We start from the raw sequence: 14589 nt of genomic DNA, 5'->3' as shown, positions 1-14589 counted from the left end.
CCAGGCGCCTCAACGAAGTTCGTCGAGAGTCAGCTTAAAACCTTGTTTGAGGCCGTTTCCCTCCGACCAAGGTAGCGCCCCGTCGTGCTGGAGTCTCCCAACAACGACCCCTGGCGAAATTCCGACCATCGCAGCAAATTCCTCGATCTTCACGAAAGGCTTTGGTCTAATTCTCAGCCGCTCGTAGTCGTACGAGTACTTCGACGGTATTAGCATCTCGGCGGCAAAGCGGTTAGCTTCGTCCTCTGCGGGATCTTCATCATATTTCATCGGATCGTCATCAAGGAACGTGAGCCGCTTTCCGTGGAGAAGAACATGCGCGATTTCATGGAAGAATGAGAACCAAAATCGGTCGTCCTTTTTGTGTCTGTCGGTCAGTGCGACCAGGACCTTTTCCGTGGTGAGCCATCTAGTCGCCCCGGAGATGTGAGTGCCTTTTAAGGCAGGTAGAAAGACGACTGCAACGCCCGCACGAGCACACAGTAGTGGCAGTTCAGTGAGCCAAGTCTCCGGGTTGCGCCTACAGAGGGCTCGCAGCTCGGGCAGGAGGCGAATCAATTCATGTCGCCGGTACGGTTGACATTCGATTTTTCGGGCGGCGCGCACCGACTGGCGGAGCCAGACGGACACCGAGTAGTCGTTCGGCTCGATATTTCCAGATCGACGGAAGGCGATTCGATAACCCGCCCACAGCTCTTCCGCAACTTCAGGGTTCGCGACGCCAAAAAAATTGAGTAGAAGGCGCAGGTTCTCGACGGACTTACTTCTATCGGGCAGGATTTTTCGGGTGACCAGTTCGGCGAGTGGGAACTTGTCTAGCCAGTCAAGGTGTATTCTGAGTTTTTTGTTTTCCTCTTCTCGTACGGCTTGAGTTCGCCACGCTGCTTCAAGTGTGTTCCACAGTGCTGCGGGCACGCCCGTTACTCGCTCCAGGACTTCCGCGGTCTCAGGCGTCAGAACAGCGGAGCCTTGGATTATCTGGTTGACATGCTTGGTCGAGAATCCTGTGCGTCGGGCCAGGTCAACTTGAGTGATTCCCAGGGCCTCAAGTGTCTCCTTCAGAGTTTCCCCCGGTGGGGCCGACGTATGCGGGGAGTACTCGAGCGATTCGGCGCCGAGTGTCATCGGATACCTTCCAGGCAGAGACGTGCTTGCATCGTCATGACGCAATCGCGACAGCGGCCACCACGAGTTCTCGCACCTCGACTTCGTCCAGTCGGCCGTCGGGCAAGATCGGAAGTGGATCATACCGAGGTCGCACGCGCAGGTCGGCTAGGCGCCCGACTGCGATGAGCATCGATCCGTCAAGGCTCGTCGAGTCGTGCCTCAACCGTGCCGCCGGGAGCCGACGCAGATCGGCCAGGCGAGGAGCGGCGGAGATTTCCCCGAGGCGCTGACGCAGCCTAGAGGCGAGTGGCTCGCCGTAAATTTGCACGCGCTCCCGGTCGTCGTTGCAGACACGCGCGAGCTCAGGGCTGATGAAAAAGATCTTCAACCGGCACCTCGGCCTCCCGGCATTTCGTAAACCAGTAGGCCCCATGTTAACCATCTTGCTTGATGGTCAGTCTCATGTACCTGGCAGGTTCATAAAACTTCTCGGTTGCTGATAGGCTGGGCTCAAGGCGCGAGCTGAACGCCCATACCTAGGTTAGGAGGTCACTGACGTGGCCAACGACAACGAACGGCACGTCGTGCCGAACAAGGAACGGGGCGGCTGGGACGTAGTCGCCCCAGGAGCCTCGCGGGCGAGCAGCCACCACGAGCGGCAAGCCGACGCCATTACGCGCGGCAGGGAGATCGTCGGCAATGCAGGTGGCGGTGAACTGCGGATTCATGGCCGTGACGGCCGCCTCCGCGACTCCGACACTATCGCTCCCGGCAACGACCCGAATCCGCCGCGCGACCGCAAATGAACCTGTGCGGCCTCGGTATTACCTGCACTGGGGCCGCTGAGAGTCGCTTTCGCGCGACGCCGTAGACCAAGAACAGATCGATCAAGAGGTAAGATCCATGCCCGGCGGTGCCACGACGAGGGCGTTTGGCCCGAAGGGCGAGACTCGCACGGTTCCCGACACCGTAGCGCGACAGGTTTGGGTTGCAGCCGGAGGGCGATGCACCATATGCAACCGGTACCTGCTGGCGGACAACGTCACCGGCCAAGAGGTCCCAATTGGACAGCTGGCTCACATCGTGGGCTGGTCCACTGCCCCTGGTTCACCACGTGGTGATCACGATTTCCCTGTTGAGCAACGCAATTCAGCAGAGAACCTAATGCTGCTGTGCCACGACCAGCACCGCGTCATTGACCACAAGAGTTTGTGGGAGGTATTTGATGTGGACACGCTGCTTGCGATGAAGCGCAGGCACGAGGAACGCATCCGCAAGCTGACGGGCCTCGGGCACGAAAGCCGAACTACTGTTTTACGGGTGGTTGGGCATATCCATGGTAGGCCGGTCGAGCTCACCTCCGCCAGTGTGACGACCGCGCTGCTGGCTAATAACCGGTTTCCGGACTCGATTCTACGGGGCGCCGACGAGTTCGAGATCGATCTTCGTGCGATTCCCGGCGAACCTATCAGCAGCCTGGCTTACTGGGCGGCCGCTCGCAATCATTTGGAAGATGGTTTGAGGCATTTGTGTACGCAGGTGCGCAAGGAAGCGGTCAACCATGTTTCGGTGTTCGCGCTCGCGCGCATCCCGGTCTTGGTCCTGTTGGGGACCTATCTCGACAAGATGCTTCAAGTTGACATCTATCCAAAACGCCGCGAGGGCAAGAAGGTCTGGGGTTTTGACGACTTCGGCGCAACGGTCCGCTTCGGTTCGGAAATACTCCGCGTCGGAAAAGACCCCACGCGAGTCGCGATCCTGTGCTCGATCTCAGGGAGCATCGACATCAACCGGCTCCCGCCCGAAGTGCTCGACTCCCACACGATCTACGAACTGCGCCCCAACACGATGCTGCCTACCCCAGAACTGATCAGCACTAAGGCAGCGTTGGATCAGTTCTCCCAGGCCTGGCGCATCCTGCTGTCCACCATCGAGGTAGATCACCCCGGTGTGTCGGCTATCCCGATCTTCCCTGCGGTGCCACCTGCCGCGGCCATCTCCATCGGCCGTCACCTCCTGCGTGCCGCGCACCCTCCGCTGCACATCTACGACCGCGCGCCCAGTTCGCCCGGCTACTTCTTCACCGCCAGCACCGAAGCTTGACCTTTTACGAGGGAGCGCTACGTCCATGACCGACTCCACGGAGGACATTGTCTCCACGTTGCTCACCGGAGCCGTTGAGCACCTCGACATTCCCGAGAGCTTGCGTGACAAGACTGTCAGCTGTTACGGAGACGTGGGTGAGTCGCTGCTCGAACAGGGCGGCGATCTTTGGTCGGTCTACCCGCAGGGGTCGTTCACCCTCGGTACGGTCACTCGGCCTCCGAACGAGGATGGCGAGTACGACATCGACATCGTCTGCCACAAGGCAGTCAAGAAGACCAGCACCACCCAGGAGAAGCTCAAGAACGAAGTTGGCGACATGCTCGAGGCCTACGAGAAGGAGAAGGCCGACGACGACACCGATGAAAGCCCTATCCTGTCCATCAACGAGAGTCGGCGCTGCTGGACCCTGAGTTACGACAACTTCCACCTTGACGTGGTGCCGTGCGTGTCCGACGAGGAGTATCCGCCCACCAGCATTCTGGTCACCGACTTGAAGTTGCGCCCGTGGCACCACAGCAACCCGAAGGGCTACGCGGACTGGTTCCGAGACCGGTCTCCGGAAATGCTCCGCGCCCTGGAGGCCAAGGCTGAGGAGATCGGGGTTCCTATCGTCCCGAACTGGACGGTGCGCAGCACGCTCCAGCGCATGGTGCAGGTGATGAAGTGGCATTGCGCACTCCATTTTGCCGACGACCTCGACGATCGGCCGCCGTCGATCATCATCACCACGCTCGCCGCGCACGCGTACTCTGGCGAGAACGACCTGTTCACCGCGACCATTAACGCCGTTGGGAACATGCCGAAGCACATCACTGAGGAAAGTGACAAGTTGTGGGTGCGCAACCCTGCTCACGAGTTGGAGAACTTCGCTGACAAGTGGCACGAATACCCTGAGCGCCACGAAAAGTTCCTCTCGTGGCTCGACACCCTCGCGACTGTTCTCGACAGCGCTGGCGATTCCGCAGGCAGGGGCCTCGACTACCTCGTTAACCGCCTCGGTGAAGCCTTCGACCTCGGGCTGCTCCGCAAGTCCGCTCGACGCATGGGACTGGAGACCAAGCAACTCCGCGACGCGGGCAAACTTGGGATGACCCGCAACGCCGGAGCACTCACCGTTGCCAGCCGCTCAACCTCTCCCGTCCCTTTCCATACGTTCCATGGTCAGACGCAGCGGTAGGGCGGTTCTCACGGCAGCACAACAGGCTCTGGGGCTCCGCAGGGCCATAGCGGACTGCCGATGCCGCATCCGTCGCGGTGTATTGACATGTGTAGTGGAACTTCAGCCGACACCCGTGTCTCGCCACTACACCGTCAAGATCGCTCACCAGCCGCCTTTCGATCCAGACGTCGAGGTCCTGGCACCGATCCTGCGTCTCCATCGCGACGCAAAAGGGCTGCCGCATGTCTACCCTGGCAACCGCCTGTGCCTGTATGAACCTGGTGAGTGGAAGTCCAACATGCTTCTTGCCAGCACGGTCCTGCCATGGGCGATCGAGTGGCTCTACTACTACGAGATTTGGTTAGCTATCGGCGAGTGGACAGGCGGAGGAGACTGGCCTGGCGTTCAGAGCAGTGCACCTCTCGCGGCAGGCAGCAGCCATGGCAACGCGCAATCAGCCACCGCTGAGTCGCTTGAAGGGGTGCGTCAGCCTCTTGATTCACGACCTGCCAGCGGAGATCACGAAAGGCTGTCCCAGGTCAGTGGCATCCGCCAAAATGGGACGCGGGCTGCTCGGTTTGTCCACATCCGCCAGTCCTCGCCGAAGGCAACGGGTTGCCGGGTGGCCAGAACCGGCAACAAGACTCACGACTAGACAATACTGACCCCATGTTGGTCGGCAGAGACCCCGAGCTGGCCGCGTTGAGCGCAGCGCTCGACGCGGCGCGCGGTGGTGAAGGCCGCGTGGTCATGGTCGGTGGCGAGCCGGGCATCGGCAAGACACGCCTGGTCACCGAGCTGACCAAGCTCGCCGCGGCGCGGGATGTCCCGGTCCTGCTCGGCCGCACGTTGCAGGAAGAGACCGCTCCGGCGCTCTGGCCGTGGTGGGAGGCGCTGGCAGGCCGCCCCGAGCTGGATCTCCTCCGCGAAGTCGGCGAGGACCGTGTCCAGCGCATGCTCGCGTTCGCTTCGGTACTCGCCTCGTTGAGCGCGTCCGCGGCTCAAGGCCTTGTCGTGATCCTCGAAGACCTTCAATGGGCCGACGAGGCGACGCTGACGCTTTTCTGCCAGGGAGCCGGAAAACCGGGCCTGCTCTTGGTAGGTACTCACCGGCCGGCCCCGGCACTTCGCGAAACTCTGACCACTTTGGACAGGACCGGCGCGGTCACCCGGATCAGCCCTCGTGCCTGGCAAGCCGGGGAGGTCGCCGAAGCCGCCGCCTCCGCGCATCCGACTTGGCATCCGATGCTGTTGCGAGCCAGCGGCGGCAACCCGCTCTTCGTGGTCGAGCTGCTGACCGCGCTCGAACACGCTGGTATCGCGGGAAAAGCGGCGCCGGAAGAAGGCAGCTGGCCCTTCGGCATCCCCGAAACCCTCGCCGCGATCACCAGCGCCAGGGTCGCGGAGCTGTCCCCGGCGGCGCAGCGCGCGGTGGCCATCGCGGGCGTCTTGGGGACCGATTGCGGGCACGCCGAGATCGCGGCGCTCGGCGAGGACCCGGAAACGGCGCTCGCGGCACTCGAAGAAGCCACTGCCGCCGGTCTGCTGACCCTGGTCGACGACATGCCCGCCAAGTTCGGCTTCACTCACGCGCTGCTGCGCGAAGCCGTCTACACGCACCTGCCCGTCCAGCAACGCCTGGCGTGGCATCGGCGTGCGGCCGAAGCCATGGAGGCCAACGGTTTGGCGGGCGAATCCGCGGCGCACCGGCTGCGGTCGGCCACCGACGACGCGAGCCGGGCACTCGCCGTCGCCGCCTGCCGCCGCGCCGCCGCCGATGCCGTCAGGCTCGCCCCTGACCGGGCCGTGACGATCCTCGAAGCCGCGCTCGCGTTGCCGGGGATCGCCGACGAGGAGCGCTGCGAGCTGCTGCTTTCCACCGCCGAAGCCGAGTACGGCGGCGGCCGGATCGACGCGGCGCTGGCCAGGTGCGGCGCCGCGATGGACCTCGCGACGCGGCCCGACCAGTGGGTCCGCGCGGCGCTCATCGTGCACGGGGTCGGCGGCCCGGCGAACCTCGACCTGCTCGGGCTCTGCGACCGCGCGCTCGCGATGCTGCCGGAAGACGCGGTGGCCTGCCGGGCACGGGTGGTCGCGCAGCGCGCGCTCGCGGCCTCGGAGGCGCTGAGTTTCGCCGAGGTGATCGAAGGCAGCGAAGAGGCGTTGCGGCTCGCCGAGTCGAGTGGCGACGCGCTGGCGCTGGCCGACGCGTTCCGCGCGCGGCAGCACGCGATCAGCGGCACCGAAGGCCTCCGCGAACGGCTCGACCTGGCGCGCCGGATGATCGCGCTGCCCGAGCCGGAGGACGCCGAGCTGTGGGGACGGCTGTGGCGCATCGACGCTTCCTGCGAGCTCGGGACGTTCGCGGTGGTCGACGTCGAACTGGCCGCGCTCAAGGTGCTGGCCGAGCGGATCCGCTGGCCGCTCGCGCATTGGCACCTCCACCGGCTGAGCGCGATGCGCGCGCTGGTGGCCGGCCGGTTCGCCGACGCGGCCGCCGCCGCGGACCAGGCGCTCGACTGGGCCAAGCGCACCGAGGACTGGAGCGCGATCGGCGTCGACACCGCGTTCCGTGTGGAGATGCTGCTGTTGCAAGGCCGCCACGACGAGATCGTGGACGCGGTCAGGGCGGCGCGCCCGGTCGTCCGGCTGCCGATCTTCTGGTCTTCGGTCGGCCGCTTTTTCGCGGACATGGGTGACCTGGTGGCCGCTCGGGAGAACTTCGAAGACCTGCGCCCGGTGCTGGGCTCACTGGATCGCGACGGCCGTTGGCTGGCGACGGTCGCGTACTCCGCGGACCTCGCCGCCTCGCTCGGCGAGCGTGACGCGATGGAACTCTGCCTCGAACTCCTGCTGCCGCACACCGGACTCTGCATCGCGGGCGGCTCGGGGGCGGTGCTGTGCATTGGCTCGGTGTCCCGTGTCGTCGGCCTGCTCTCGGCCGCGCTCGGGTGTCTCGACGAGGCGGACCGGCATTTCACCGACGCAGTGGCGCTCGAAGACCGCGTCGGCGCGCTGCCGTACCGGACGCTGTCCGAGATCGGGCTGGCGAACGTGTTGCGCGAACGCGGAGCGCGCGGCGACCTGACCCGCGCGACCGGGTACGCCGAACGCGCGCTGGCCACCGCGGAGCGCATTGGCATGCGCCCGGCCGCGCGCCAGGCGAAGGAGCTGCTCGCCGAGCTGCGCAAGGACCACTCGATCAAGCTCACGCCGCGCGAACGCGAGGTGCTGGCACTGCTCGCCGACGGCCGCTCGAACCGGGAGATGGCGGGCGAGCTCGTGCTGTCCGAGCGCACCGTCGAGACGCATGTGGCCAACGTGCTGGGCAAACTCGGCCTCGCCAACCGCACGCAGGCGGCCGCGTGGGCGGCCACGCACGGACTTACGTAGCCGCCTCCGTACTTACCCGGATCCGCCCGCGCGCGGGAACGGAGATCGTGGTCCTCGTCGAAGGAGGAGGACCATGTACGCGACATTCGGCAAGGAATCCGGTGGCGGCGCCGCCGAGGAGATCCGGCTGCGGCAGGTGGCCGGACCGGGCGAGAAAACGCTGCGGCTGTGGGAAAACGAGCCCGAGGGCGGCGGCTACCGGGTGGACGACGACACCCCGATGCGCGACGCGGGCGAGCGGCCGTCGTTCGCCAGTGTCCTGACCTTCGCCGGTCCGGCGAGCGACGCGGTCAAGCAGGCCGGGGACCGGGCGCACCGGGAGCGGGTGGCGCCCGCGATGGCGGATTTCCCCGGCACCGTCCGGGTGCTGGGCCTGTGGGACCCGCGCGCCCGCCGGCAGCTGGTGGTCGTGCTGACCACGTCCCTCGAGTCGCTCGAAGAGGGCGGCAAGCGGATCGCCGAGCTGCCGCTGCTGCCCGGCGAGGACCCCGCGCTGCTGCCCGGCCCCGACCACGTCGAGCTGTACCGGGTCGAGTCATGACCGCCGCGACGCTGCCCCAGGTGGGCACCTATCAGCTGGTCCCCAGCCTGTCCTCGATCACGTTCGCGATCAAGAAGCTCGGGATCTTCACCATTCACGGCGGTTTCGAGGTCCGCTCCGGCCGTGGCGTGGTCGGCGAAGAAGGCGTCACCGTCTTCGCCGAGATCGACGCCGCGAGCTTCGTGACCGGCAACAAGCACCGGGACAAGCAGGTCCGCGGCCGGAGCTTTCTCGACTCGGCGCGCCACCCGAAGATCATCTTCGAAGGCACGGTCACGGGGGACATGGTGTCCGGCGTGCTCTCGTTCCGCGACTCGGCCGAGATCGAGCTGATCGTCGACGAGGTGCGGACGAAGGGACCCAGGGTGGATGTGCGGGCGCACGGCCAGGTCAGCCGGTCCGCGCTCGGCGTGCCGAACGGCCGCCCGGTGATCGGCGACCTGCTCGAGGTCGGCCTGACGGTCAGCTGGACTCGTGATTGAGCAGCCAGCGCTTGGCGTCGACGCCCCAGCGGAAGCCGCCGAGCCCGCCGCCCGACTTGACCACCCGGTGACACGGCACGAACAACGCCGCCGCGTTGCGGGCGCAGGCTGATGCCGCAGCACGAACCGCTGCGGGGTTGCCCGCGAGGGTCGCGTAGTCGGCATAGGAGACGGGGTGGCCTGCTTTCACGGTGCGCAGGACGTCCCAGGCGCGTTCGCGGAACTCTCCGGATTTTTGGCGGACCGGGATCTCGCTGACGGCGTCGAGTTCGCCGTCGTAGTAGCGGACGATCGCACGGGTGACTTCACCGAGGTCTTGTTTTTCGGTGACCGAGGCGGGGAGGAGCGCCGGGGAGATGAGGGAGGTCAGCTCCCCGGCGTCGCCCGTCCAGCCCGAGGCCAGCACGGCCCCGTCGTCGGCGACGACGGCCGTGAACGGGCCGATCGGGGTGTCCACTGTGGACCAGTGCGCTGTCATGCCGTTCCTTTCTCGGTGGCCTTGCGCCACAAGTACATTCCGGCGTACGAGCGCCACGGCCGCCAGGCCTGCGCTCGCTCGCCGAGGTCGGTGATGCCGAGGTTTTCGGCGCCCTTGCGCAACGCCAGATCGCCGGTGAGCAGGACGTCCGGGACGCCGAGCAGGCGCATCAGGACGTAGTCCGCGGTCCAGGGGCCGACGCCGGGCAAAGCGAGCAGTTCCTCGCGTAGCTCGTCCGGGTCGCGTCCGATGTGGACCTCGATTTCCTTGCCTGCCAGCTTTTCCGCCACCGCGCGGATGGCGTCGACGCGGCGCTGGGGGCCATGCAGGACCGTGCTGTTCTCGGCGATCTTCGCGGAGGTGGGGAAGAGCGTGGTCAGCTCGTCGTCGGGCTCGGCGAGCCGCTCACCGAGCGCCTCGGCGAGCTGGGCGGTCGTGGTGCGGGCGGCCGCGACGGAGACCTGCTGGCCGATCATGGTGCGGAGCAGCAGTTCCTCGCCGTCGACCGCGCCGGGCACCCGGATCCCCGGCGCCGCCTCGACCATCGGCGCGAGCGCCGGGTCGGCGCGCAGCACGCGCCGCACGGCTTCGGGGTCGGCGTCGAGATCGAGCAGCCTGCGCACCCGCGAGACGGCGCTGCTGAGGTCTCGCAGATCGGAAAGCCGCAGCTCACAGCGCACGTGCCCGTCGGCGGGCGCCACGCGGACCGTGCCGGTCCCGTGCGCGAGCCGCAGCGTGCGGCCGTACGCGCCGCTCTCGATGCAGGGCGCCGCGTGCTCGGCGAGGAAGCCGAAGACGCCGTCGTCGAACGGCTCGCGGTAGGGCAGCCGCAGCGTGAGCTTGGTGCCGCCCTCGACGTAACCCCGCCTGCCGGTCCGCAGCTGGGACGGCGTGGTCGCGAAGACCTCGCGGATGGTGTCGTTGAACTGCCGCACGCTGGCGAAGCCCGCGGCGAACGCGACATCGGTCAGCGGCAGTTCGGACATCTCGATCAGCAGCCGCGCGGCATGCGCCCGATGTGCCCTGGCCAGCGCGAGCGGACCGGCGCCGAGCTCGGCGGTGAGCACCCGGCCGAGCTGGCGTTCGGAGTAGCCGAGCCGCTTGGCCAGCCCCGGCACCCCCTCCCGCTCGATCAGCCCGTCGGAGATCAGCCGCATGGCCCGCGCGGCCAGGTCGGCGCGCACGTTCCACTCGGGCGACCCCGGCACGGCGTCCGGCAGGCACCGGCGGCACGCGCGGTACCCGCCCGCCTGCGCCGCGGCCGAGGTCGGGAAGAAGCTGACGTTCTTGGATTTGGGCGTCTGGGCCGGGCAGGACGGACGGCAGTAGATGCCGGTGGTGCGCACGGCCATGATGAACTGCCCGTCGAACCGCGAGTCGCGCGAGGCGACGGCGCGGTAGCAGCGCTCGGTGTCGCGCCACAGTGTCAGTTCGGTCATGCGATTCACTATGCCAGCAGGTCCAGGCCTTGACTGGCGGAAATCCGCCACGGCGTTCCAGGCTCACTGCCGGGTGATTCACACAGGCCCGTAGACTTTGCGGCCGTGAGTCTGACCCTCGGTATCGTCGGCCTGCCCAACGTCGGCAAGTCCACCCTGTTCAACGCGCTGACCCGCAACAACGTGCTCGCGGCCAACTACCCGTTCGCCACCATCGAGCCCAACGTCGGCGTCGTGCCGCTCCCGGACCCCCGGCTGGACGAGCTCGCCAAGGTCTTCAGCTCGGAGAAGACGGTGCCGGCTGTGGTGTCCTTTGTGGACATCGCGGGCATCGTCAAGGGCGCGTCGGAGGGCGCTGGCCTCGGCAACAAGTTCCTCGCCAACATCCGCGAAGCGAACGCCATCTGCCAGGTCATCCGGGTGTTCGACGACGAGGACGTCATCCACGTCGACGGCCGCATCGACCCCGCCAGCGACATCGAGACCATCAACACCGAGCTCATCCTCGCCGACCTCCAGACCCTCGAAAAGGCGCTCCACCGCCTCGAGAAGGAGGCCAGGACCAAGAAGGAGGCCAAGCCCGCGCTCGACAACGCGGTCAAGGCCAAGGAGATCCTCGACGCGGGCCGCACCCTGTTCCAGGCCCAGAAAGAGGTCGACTTCGAGGCGTTGCGCGAGCTCTCGCTCCTGACCACGAAGCCGTTCCTCTACGTCTTCAACGCCGACGAGGCCGTCCTGACCGACACCGCCCGCCGCGAAGAGCTGACCAAGCTCGTCGCCCCGGCCGACGCGGTGTTCCTGGACGCCAAGGTCGAGGCCGAGCTGCTGGAGCTCGACGACGAGGAGTCCGTCCGCGAGCTGCTCGAGTCGGTCGGCCAGGAGGAGCCGGGCCTGTACTCCCTCGCCCGCGCCGGCTTCCACACCCTGGGCCTGCAGACCTACCTCACGGCCGGTCCCAAGGAGTCCCGCGCCTGGACGATCCCGCAGGGCGCGACCGCCCCGCAGGCCGCGGGCGTGATCCACACCGACTTCGAGCGCGGCTTCATCAAGGCCGAGGTCGTGTCGTTCGCCGACCTGACGGCGGCCGGCTCCATGGCCGCGGCGCGGTCGGCAGGCAAGGTCCGGATGGAAGGCAAGGACTACGTCATGGCCGACGGCGACGTGGTCGAGTTCCGGTTCAACGTCTGAGCCGTGCCCGGTGTTGATCCGAGACGCCACGGACGATGACTGGCCGCTGATCTATCCCTTCTTTTCGGCGATCGTCGCCGAGGGCAAGACGTACGCGTATCCCGACGGCCTGAGCCAGGAGCAGGCTCGTGGCTGGTGGATGGAGTCGCCGCCGGGACGCACGGTCGTCGCCGCCGACGGCCCGGTCGTGCTGGGCAGCGCCAAGATGGGCCTCAACCGTCCTGGGCGGGGCGCTCACGTCGCGACCGCCAGTTTCATGGTCGATCCACGGCACCGGGGACGCGGGATCGGGCGTGCGCTCGGCGCCCATGTCGTCGACTGGGCTCGTTCCGCGGGCTATCGCAGCATTCAGTTCAACGCCGTCGTCGAGACGAACCTGGCTGCCGTCGCCCTGTGGCGGTCGCTCGGCTTTCGCGTCATCGGGACGGTTCCCGAGGGGTTCGACCATCCAGACCACGGCCTGGTCGGCCTGCACGTGATGCTGCTGGACCTGTCCCTGGCCGGTTAGCTCGAACAGGCCATTGTCCTGTTAAGTGATCGCTTGTAACTGGTTGTTACTTTCATTGGGCGCACGATATAGTGCGTCCAATGAAAGTAACGCCGAGTATGCTGCCGCTGCTGCGTTCACGTACGCAGGGTGAGCTGCTCGCGCTCCTTTTGCTTCACCCTGAGCGCGAGTACAGCATCACCGAGCTCGCCGAAGCCTGCGGCGTCACGCACACGGCCATCGTGCGCGAGGTCGATCGCCTGGTCGTCGGCGGTATTCTCGACGATCGGCGGATGGGGCGGAACCGGCTCGTCAAAGCCCGTACGAACACTCCCGTCTATCGGCCGTTGAGCGATCTCATCGCGGTCACGTTCGGGCCGATGCCACTGCTGGCCGATGCTTTGTCCCAGCTCGCAGGAGTCAACCAGGCTTATATCTACGGATCCTGGGCAGCACGCTACAACGGCGAGCCGGGACCGCCGCCGGGCGATATCGACGTCCTGGTCGTCGGCTCGCCCGACGCGGACGCGCTTTTCGATCTCGCCGAACAGGTCGGCCGCCGGTTGAGTCGTGAGGTGAACGTCCATCGGATCTCTCCGGAGTCATGGGCGGCAAGCACGACGGATCCGTTCCTGACCAGCGTTCGTGAGCGTCCGCTGGTCCAGTTGAATCTTGATCAGGAGACCCGATGACTTCGTGGAACCAAGGGCGCGCCACGATTGACGCTCTTATCGCGCGCGGCGCCATCGAACACGTTCCGGCTTCCCAAGAGGCTGCCGAGGCTGAACTCGCCAGGGCTCGCACCCATGTCGCTTCGGCACGGCAAGTGCTGGAAATGGATCCGGAAGGCGCTTACACGCTCGCCTATGACGGCGCACGTCGTGCGTTGGCGGCGATTCTGCAGAATCAGGGACTGCGTGCGACGAGCCGTGGCGGCCACATCGCCATCTATGAAGCAGTTCTCGCGCAACTCGATCCGCCGCTGGGCACGATTTTGCGGCCGTTCAACCGGATGCGCTCCCGGCGCAACGAAGTCGCTTACCGGTCGTCCGAAGCGCCTGCCATGACGGCGGAGGATGTGGCAACCGATCTGTCCAAAGTGGAGGCAGTCATCGGAGTCGCGGAGAAAGCCATCCCGAACATGCCGCGTTACTAGGCTGGTCGTGAGTGGCGCGGCCGGTTAGAACCGGCGATACCGCTCACGACCCCTGGTCCCACCAAGCGAGTACCCGGGTTCCGAAGAGCGTCAGCCACTTCGACGGTTCGCCGGGCGGGACATCGACCTCGAACCACACCCGCCCGGGGTGCGGATCGCCTTGAAGCCAGGTCCCGTCCGGCTGTCGTGCCGCCCGGATCAGCTCGATCGCATCGGCCATGCGCGGGTCGCGTGGCGTGCCGTCGAGCAGCGAAGCCCGGCGGAAGTACTCGGCCGCGTTGAGCGCGCTGTAAGCCCAACGAAACGGGTACGCGAAGTTGTTCACCCATGGCCCGGGTGCCTTGCCCGTGGAGAGGCGGCGGACAAGGTTGCGGCGCAGGAGGTATTCCTCGCCTGATCGCCGGGCGGCGCGGGCCGTGTCCGAGTCTCCGGTCGCGGCTTCGTAGGCGAGCAAAGCCTTGAGCGAGTTGAGGGTCGAGTGGAAGGACGAACGCGCCGACCCCTCGATCCACTCGCAATTCCAGCCGCCGTCGGGGAGCCGGTGCTCGAGGAACCAGTCGACGATGCCGGTGATGTCGGCGCCGAGCCACAGGTCGTTCGCGACGGTCCAGGCGTTGATGCAGCAGTCGACCTCGCCGCCCCAGTACGGCAGGTTTTCGTACTCCCAGCGGCAGTTCGCGGCGAGTCGTTCGGCTGTCCCGTGCAGGACCGCGGGATCGAGGCCCCACTCGCGTAGCGCGTTGAGGGACCAGGTGGTCGCAGTCCAGGGCTGGCCCGGTTCGGAACAGTCGAAGTCCGCCGGGAAGAACGCGCCGCCCGCCCACCGGCCATCGGGGTCCTGGAGCGCGAGGAGACGTGCGCCGAAACCTTCTGTGGCAACGCGGGCTCGGGTGGCTTGCCAAGCCGGTTCGTGGAGGAGATCGCGCTCGACTTGCCAGCGTAGGGCTGGGTCTGAGTCGCGGAGCCACGCGATCAAGGCCTTGCTCGGCATGCCCCGACTCTAAGTGTGGCCAGCCGGAGGAGCGGGTTGATCTTGATACCAGAGTGGTACCG

General features: G+C 66.4%; 15 protein-coding genes. 11 read left to right on the top strand and 4 right to left on the bottom strand.

Annotated features, from left to right (window positions below):
• Positions 1-9: 9 nt before the first annotated feature.
• Positions 10-1125, bottom strand: coding sequence for an ImmA/IrrE family metallo-endopeptidase (locus BLV57_RS17520; RefSeq protein ID WP_091289866.1), 1116 nt, complete (start codon positions 1123-1125; stop codon positions 10-12).
• 539 nt (positions 1126-1664) lie between these two features.
• Here BLV57_RS17520 and BLV57_RS17510 point away from each other — a divergent pair.
• The 7 genes from BLV57_RS17510 to BLV57_RS17480 all read left to right on the top strand — a co-directional run bounded on the left by BLV57_RS17510 (position 1665) and on the right by BLV57_RS17480 (position 8788).
• On the top strand, positions 1665-1913 hold the full coding sequence (locus BLV57_RS17510; RefSeq protein ID WP_091289863.1) for a DUF2188 domain-containing protein: 249 nt from the start codon (positions 1665-1667) through the stop codon (positions 1911-1913).
• Positions 1914-2010: 97 nt separating this feature from the next.
• A complete protein-coding gene (locus BLV57_RS17505; protein ID WP_143047082.1) occupies positions 2011-3210 on the top strand; it encodes an SAVED domain-containing protein in 1200 nt (399 codons plus the stop codon).
• A gap of 25 nt (positions 3211-3235) precedes the next feature.
• A complete protein-coding gene (locus BLV57_RS17500; protein WP_091289860.1) occupies positions 3236-4390 on the top strand; it encodes a nucleotidyltransferase domain-containing protein in 1155 nt (384 codons plus the stop codon).
• On the top strand, positions 4371-5027 hold the full coding sequence (locus BLV57_RS43290; protein ID WP_483860465.1) for a type II CBASS E2 protein: 657 nt from the start codon (positions 4371-4373) through the stop codon (positions 5025-5027). Before BLV57_RS17500 ends, BLV57_RS43290 begins: the two co-directional genes overlap by 20 nt.
• Positions 5028-5041: 14 nt before the next feature.
• Positions 5042-7765 carry an AAA family ATPase gene (locus BLV57_RS17490; RefSeq protein WP_091289858.1) on the top strand — a complete coding sequence of 908 codons (2724 nt, stop codon included), beginning with the start codon at positions 5042-5044 and terminating at the stop codon, positions 7763-7765.
• Positions 7766-7838: 73 nt separating this feature from the next.
• Positions 7839-8306 (top strand): hypothetical protein, encoded by a 468-nt coding sequence (locus tag BLV57_RS17485; RefSeq protein ID WP_091289857.1) that lies wholly within the window; start codon positions 7839-7841, stop codon positions 8304-8306.
• Entirely contained in the window at positions 8303-8788 is a 486-nt protein-coding gene (locus tag BLV57_RS17480; RefSeq protein WP_091289855.1) for a YceI family protein, read from the top strand. Before BLV57_RS17485 ends, BLV57_RS17480 begins: the two co-directional genes overlap by 4 nt.
• On the opposite strand, the gene BLV57_RS17475 is transcribed toward BLV57_RS17480, so the two are convergent.
• Together BLV57_RS17475 and BLV57_RS17470 are read right to left on the bottom strand one after the other, a co-directional pair.
• Positions 8769-9266, bottom strand: coding sequence for a methylated-DNA--[protein]-cysteine S-methyltransferase (locus BLV57_RS17475; protein ID WP_091289853.1), 498 nt, complete (start codon positions 9264-9266; stop codon positions 8769-8771). The genes BLV57_RS17480 and BLV57_RS17475 overlap by 20 nt on opposite strands.
• Positions 9263-10705 carry a DNA-3-methyladenine glycosylase 2 family protein gene (locus BLV57_RS17470; RefSeq protein WP_091289852.1) on the bottom strand — a complete coding sequence of 481 codons (1443 nt, stop codon included), beginning with the start codon at positions 10703-10705 and terminating at the stop codon, positions 9263-9265. The genes BLV57_RS17475 and BLV57_RS17470 overlap by 4 nt, the downstream gene beginning before the upstream one ends.
• Positions 10706-10810: 105 nt before the next feature.
• Between BLV57_RS17470 and ychF the strand changes: the two genes are divergently transcribed.
• The 4 genes from ychF to BLV57_RS17450 all read left to right on the top strand — a co-directional run bounded on the left by ychF (position 10811) and on the right by BLV57_RS17450 (position 13536).
• The gene (ychF, locus tag BLV57_RS17465; RefSeq protein ID WP_091289850.1) at positions 10811-11893 is read left to right on the top strand and encodes a redox-regulated ATPase YchF; all 1083 of its coding nucleotides are present in this window, start codon (positions 10811-10813) and stop codon (positions 11891-11893) included.
• A 10-nt stretch (positions 11894-11903) separates the two neighbouring features.
• Complete coding sequence (locus BLV57_RS17460; RefSeq protein ID WP_091289848.1) at positions 11904-12401, top strand: GNAT family N-acetyltransferase; 498 nt, start codon at positions 11904-11906, stop codon at positions 12399-12401.
• 98 nt (positions 12402-12499) lie between these two features.
• On the top strand, positions 12500-13072 hold the full coding sequence (locus BLV57_RS17455; RefSeq protein WP_245757359.1) for a MarR family transcriptional regulator: 573 nt from the start codon (positions 12500-12502) through the stop codon (positions 13070-13072).
• On the top strand, positions 13069-13536 hold the full coding sequence (locus BLV57_RS17450; protein WP_091289845.1) for a hypothetical protein: 468 nt from the start codon (positions 13069-13071) through the stop codon (positions 13534-13536). The genes BLV57_RS17455 and BLV57_RS17450 overlap by 4 nt, the downstream gene beginning before the upstream one ends.
• 43 nt (positions 13537-13579) lie before the next feature.
• On the opposite strand, the gene BLV57_RS17445 is transcribed toward BLV57_RS17450, so the two are convergent.
• Positions 13580-14527, bottom strand: a complete 948-nt coding sequence (locus tag BLV57_RS17445) for a squalene cyclase (RefSeq protein ID WP_091289843.1) — start codon at positions 14525-14527, stop codon at positions 13580-13582.
• Positions 14528-14589: the final 62 nt, after the last annotated feature.

Origin of the sequence: Amycolatopsis xylanica (assembly GCF_900107045.1) — a bacterium.
Classification (GTDB): domain Bacteria; phylum Actinomycetota; class Actinomycetes; order Mycobacteriales; family Pseudonocardiaceae; genus Amycolatopsis; species Amycolatopsis xylanica.
This window is presented reverse-complemented; position numbering and strand designations above follow the sequence as displayed.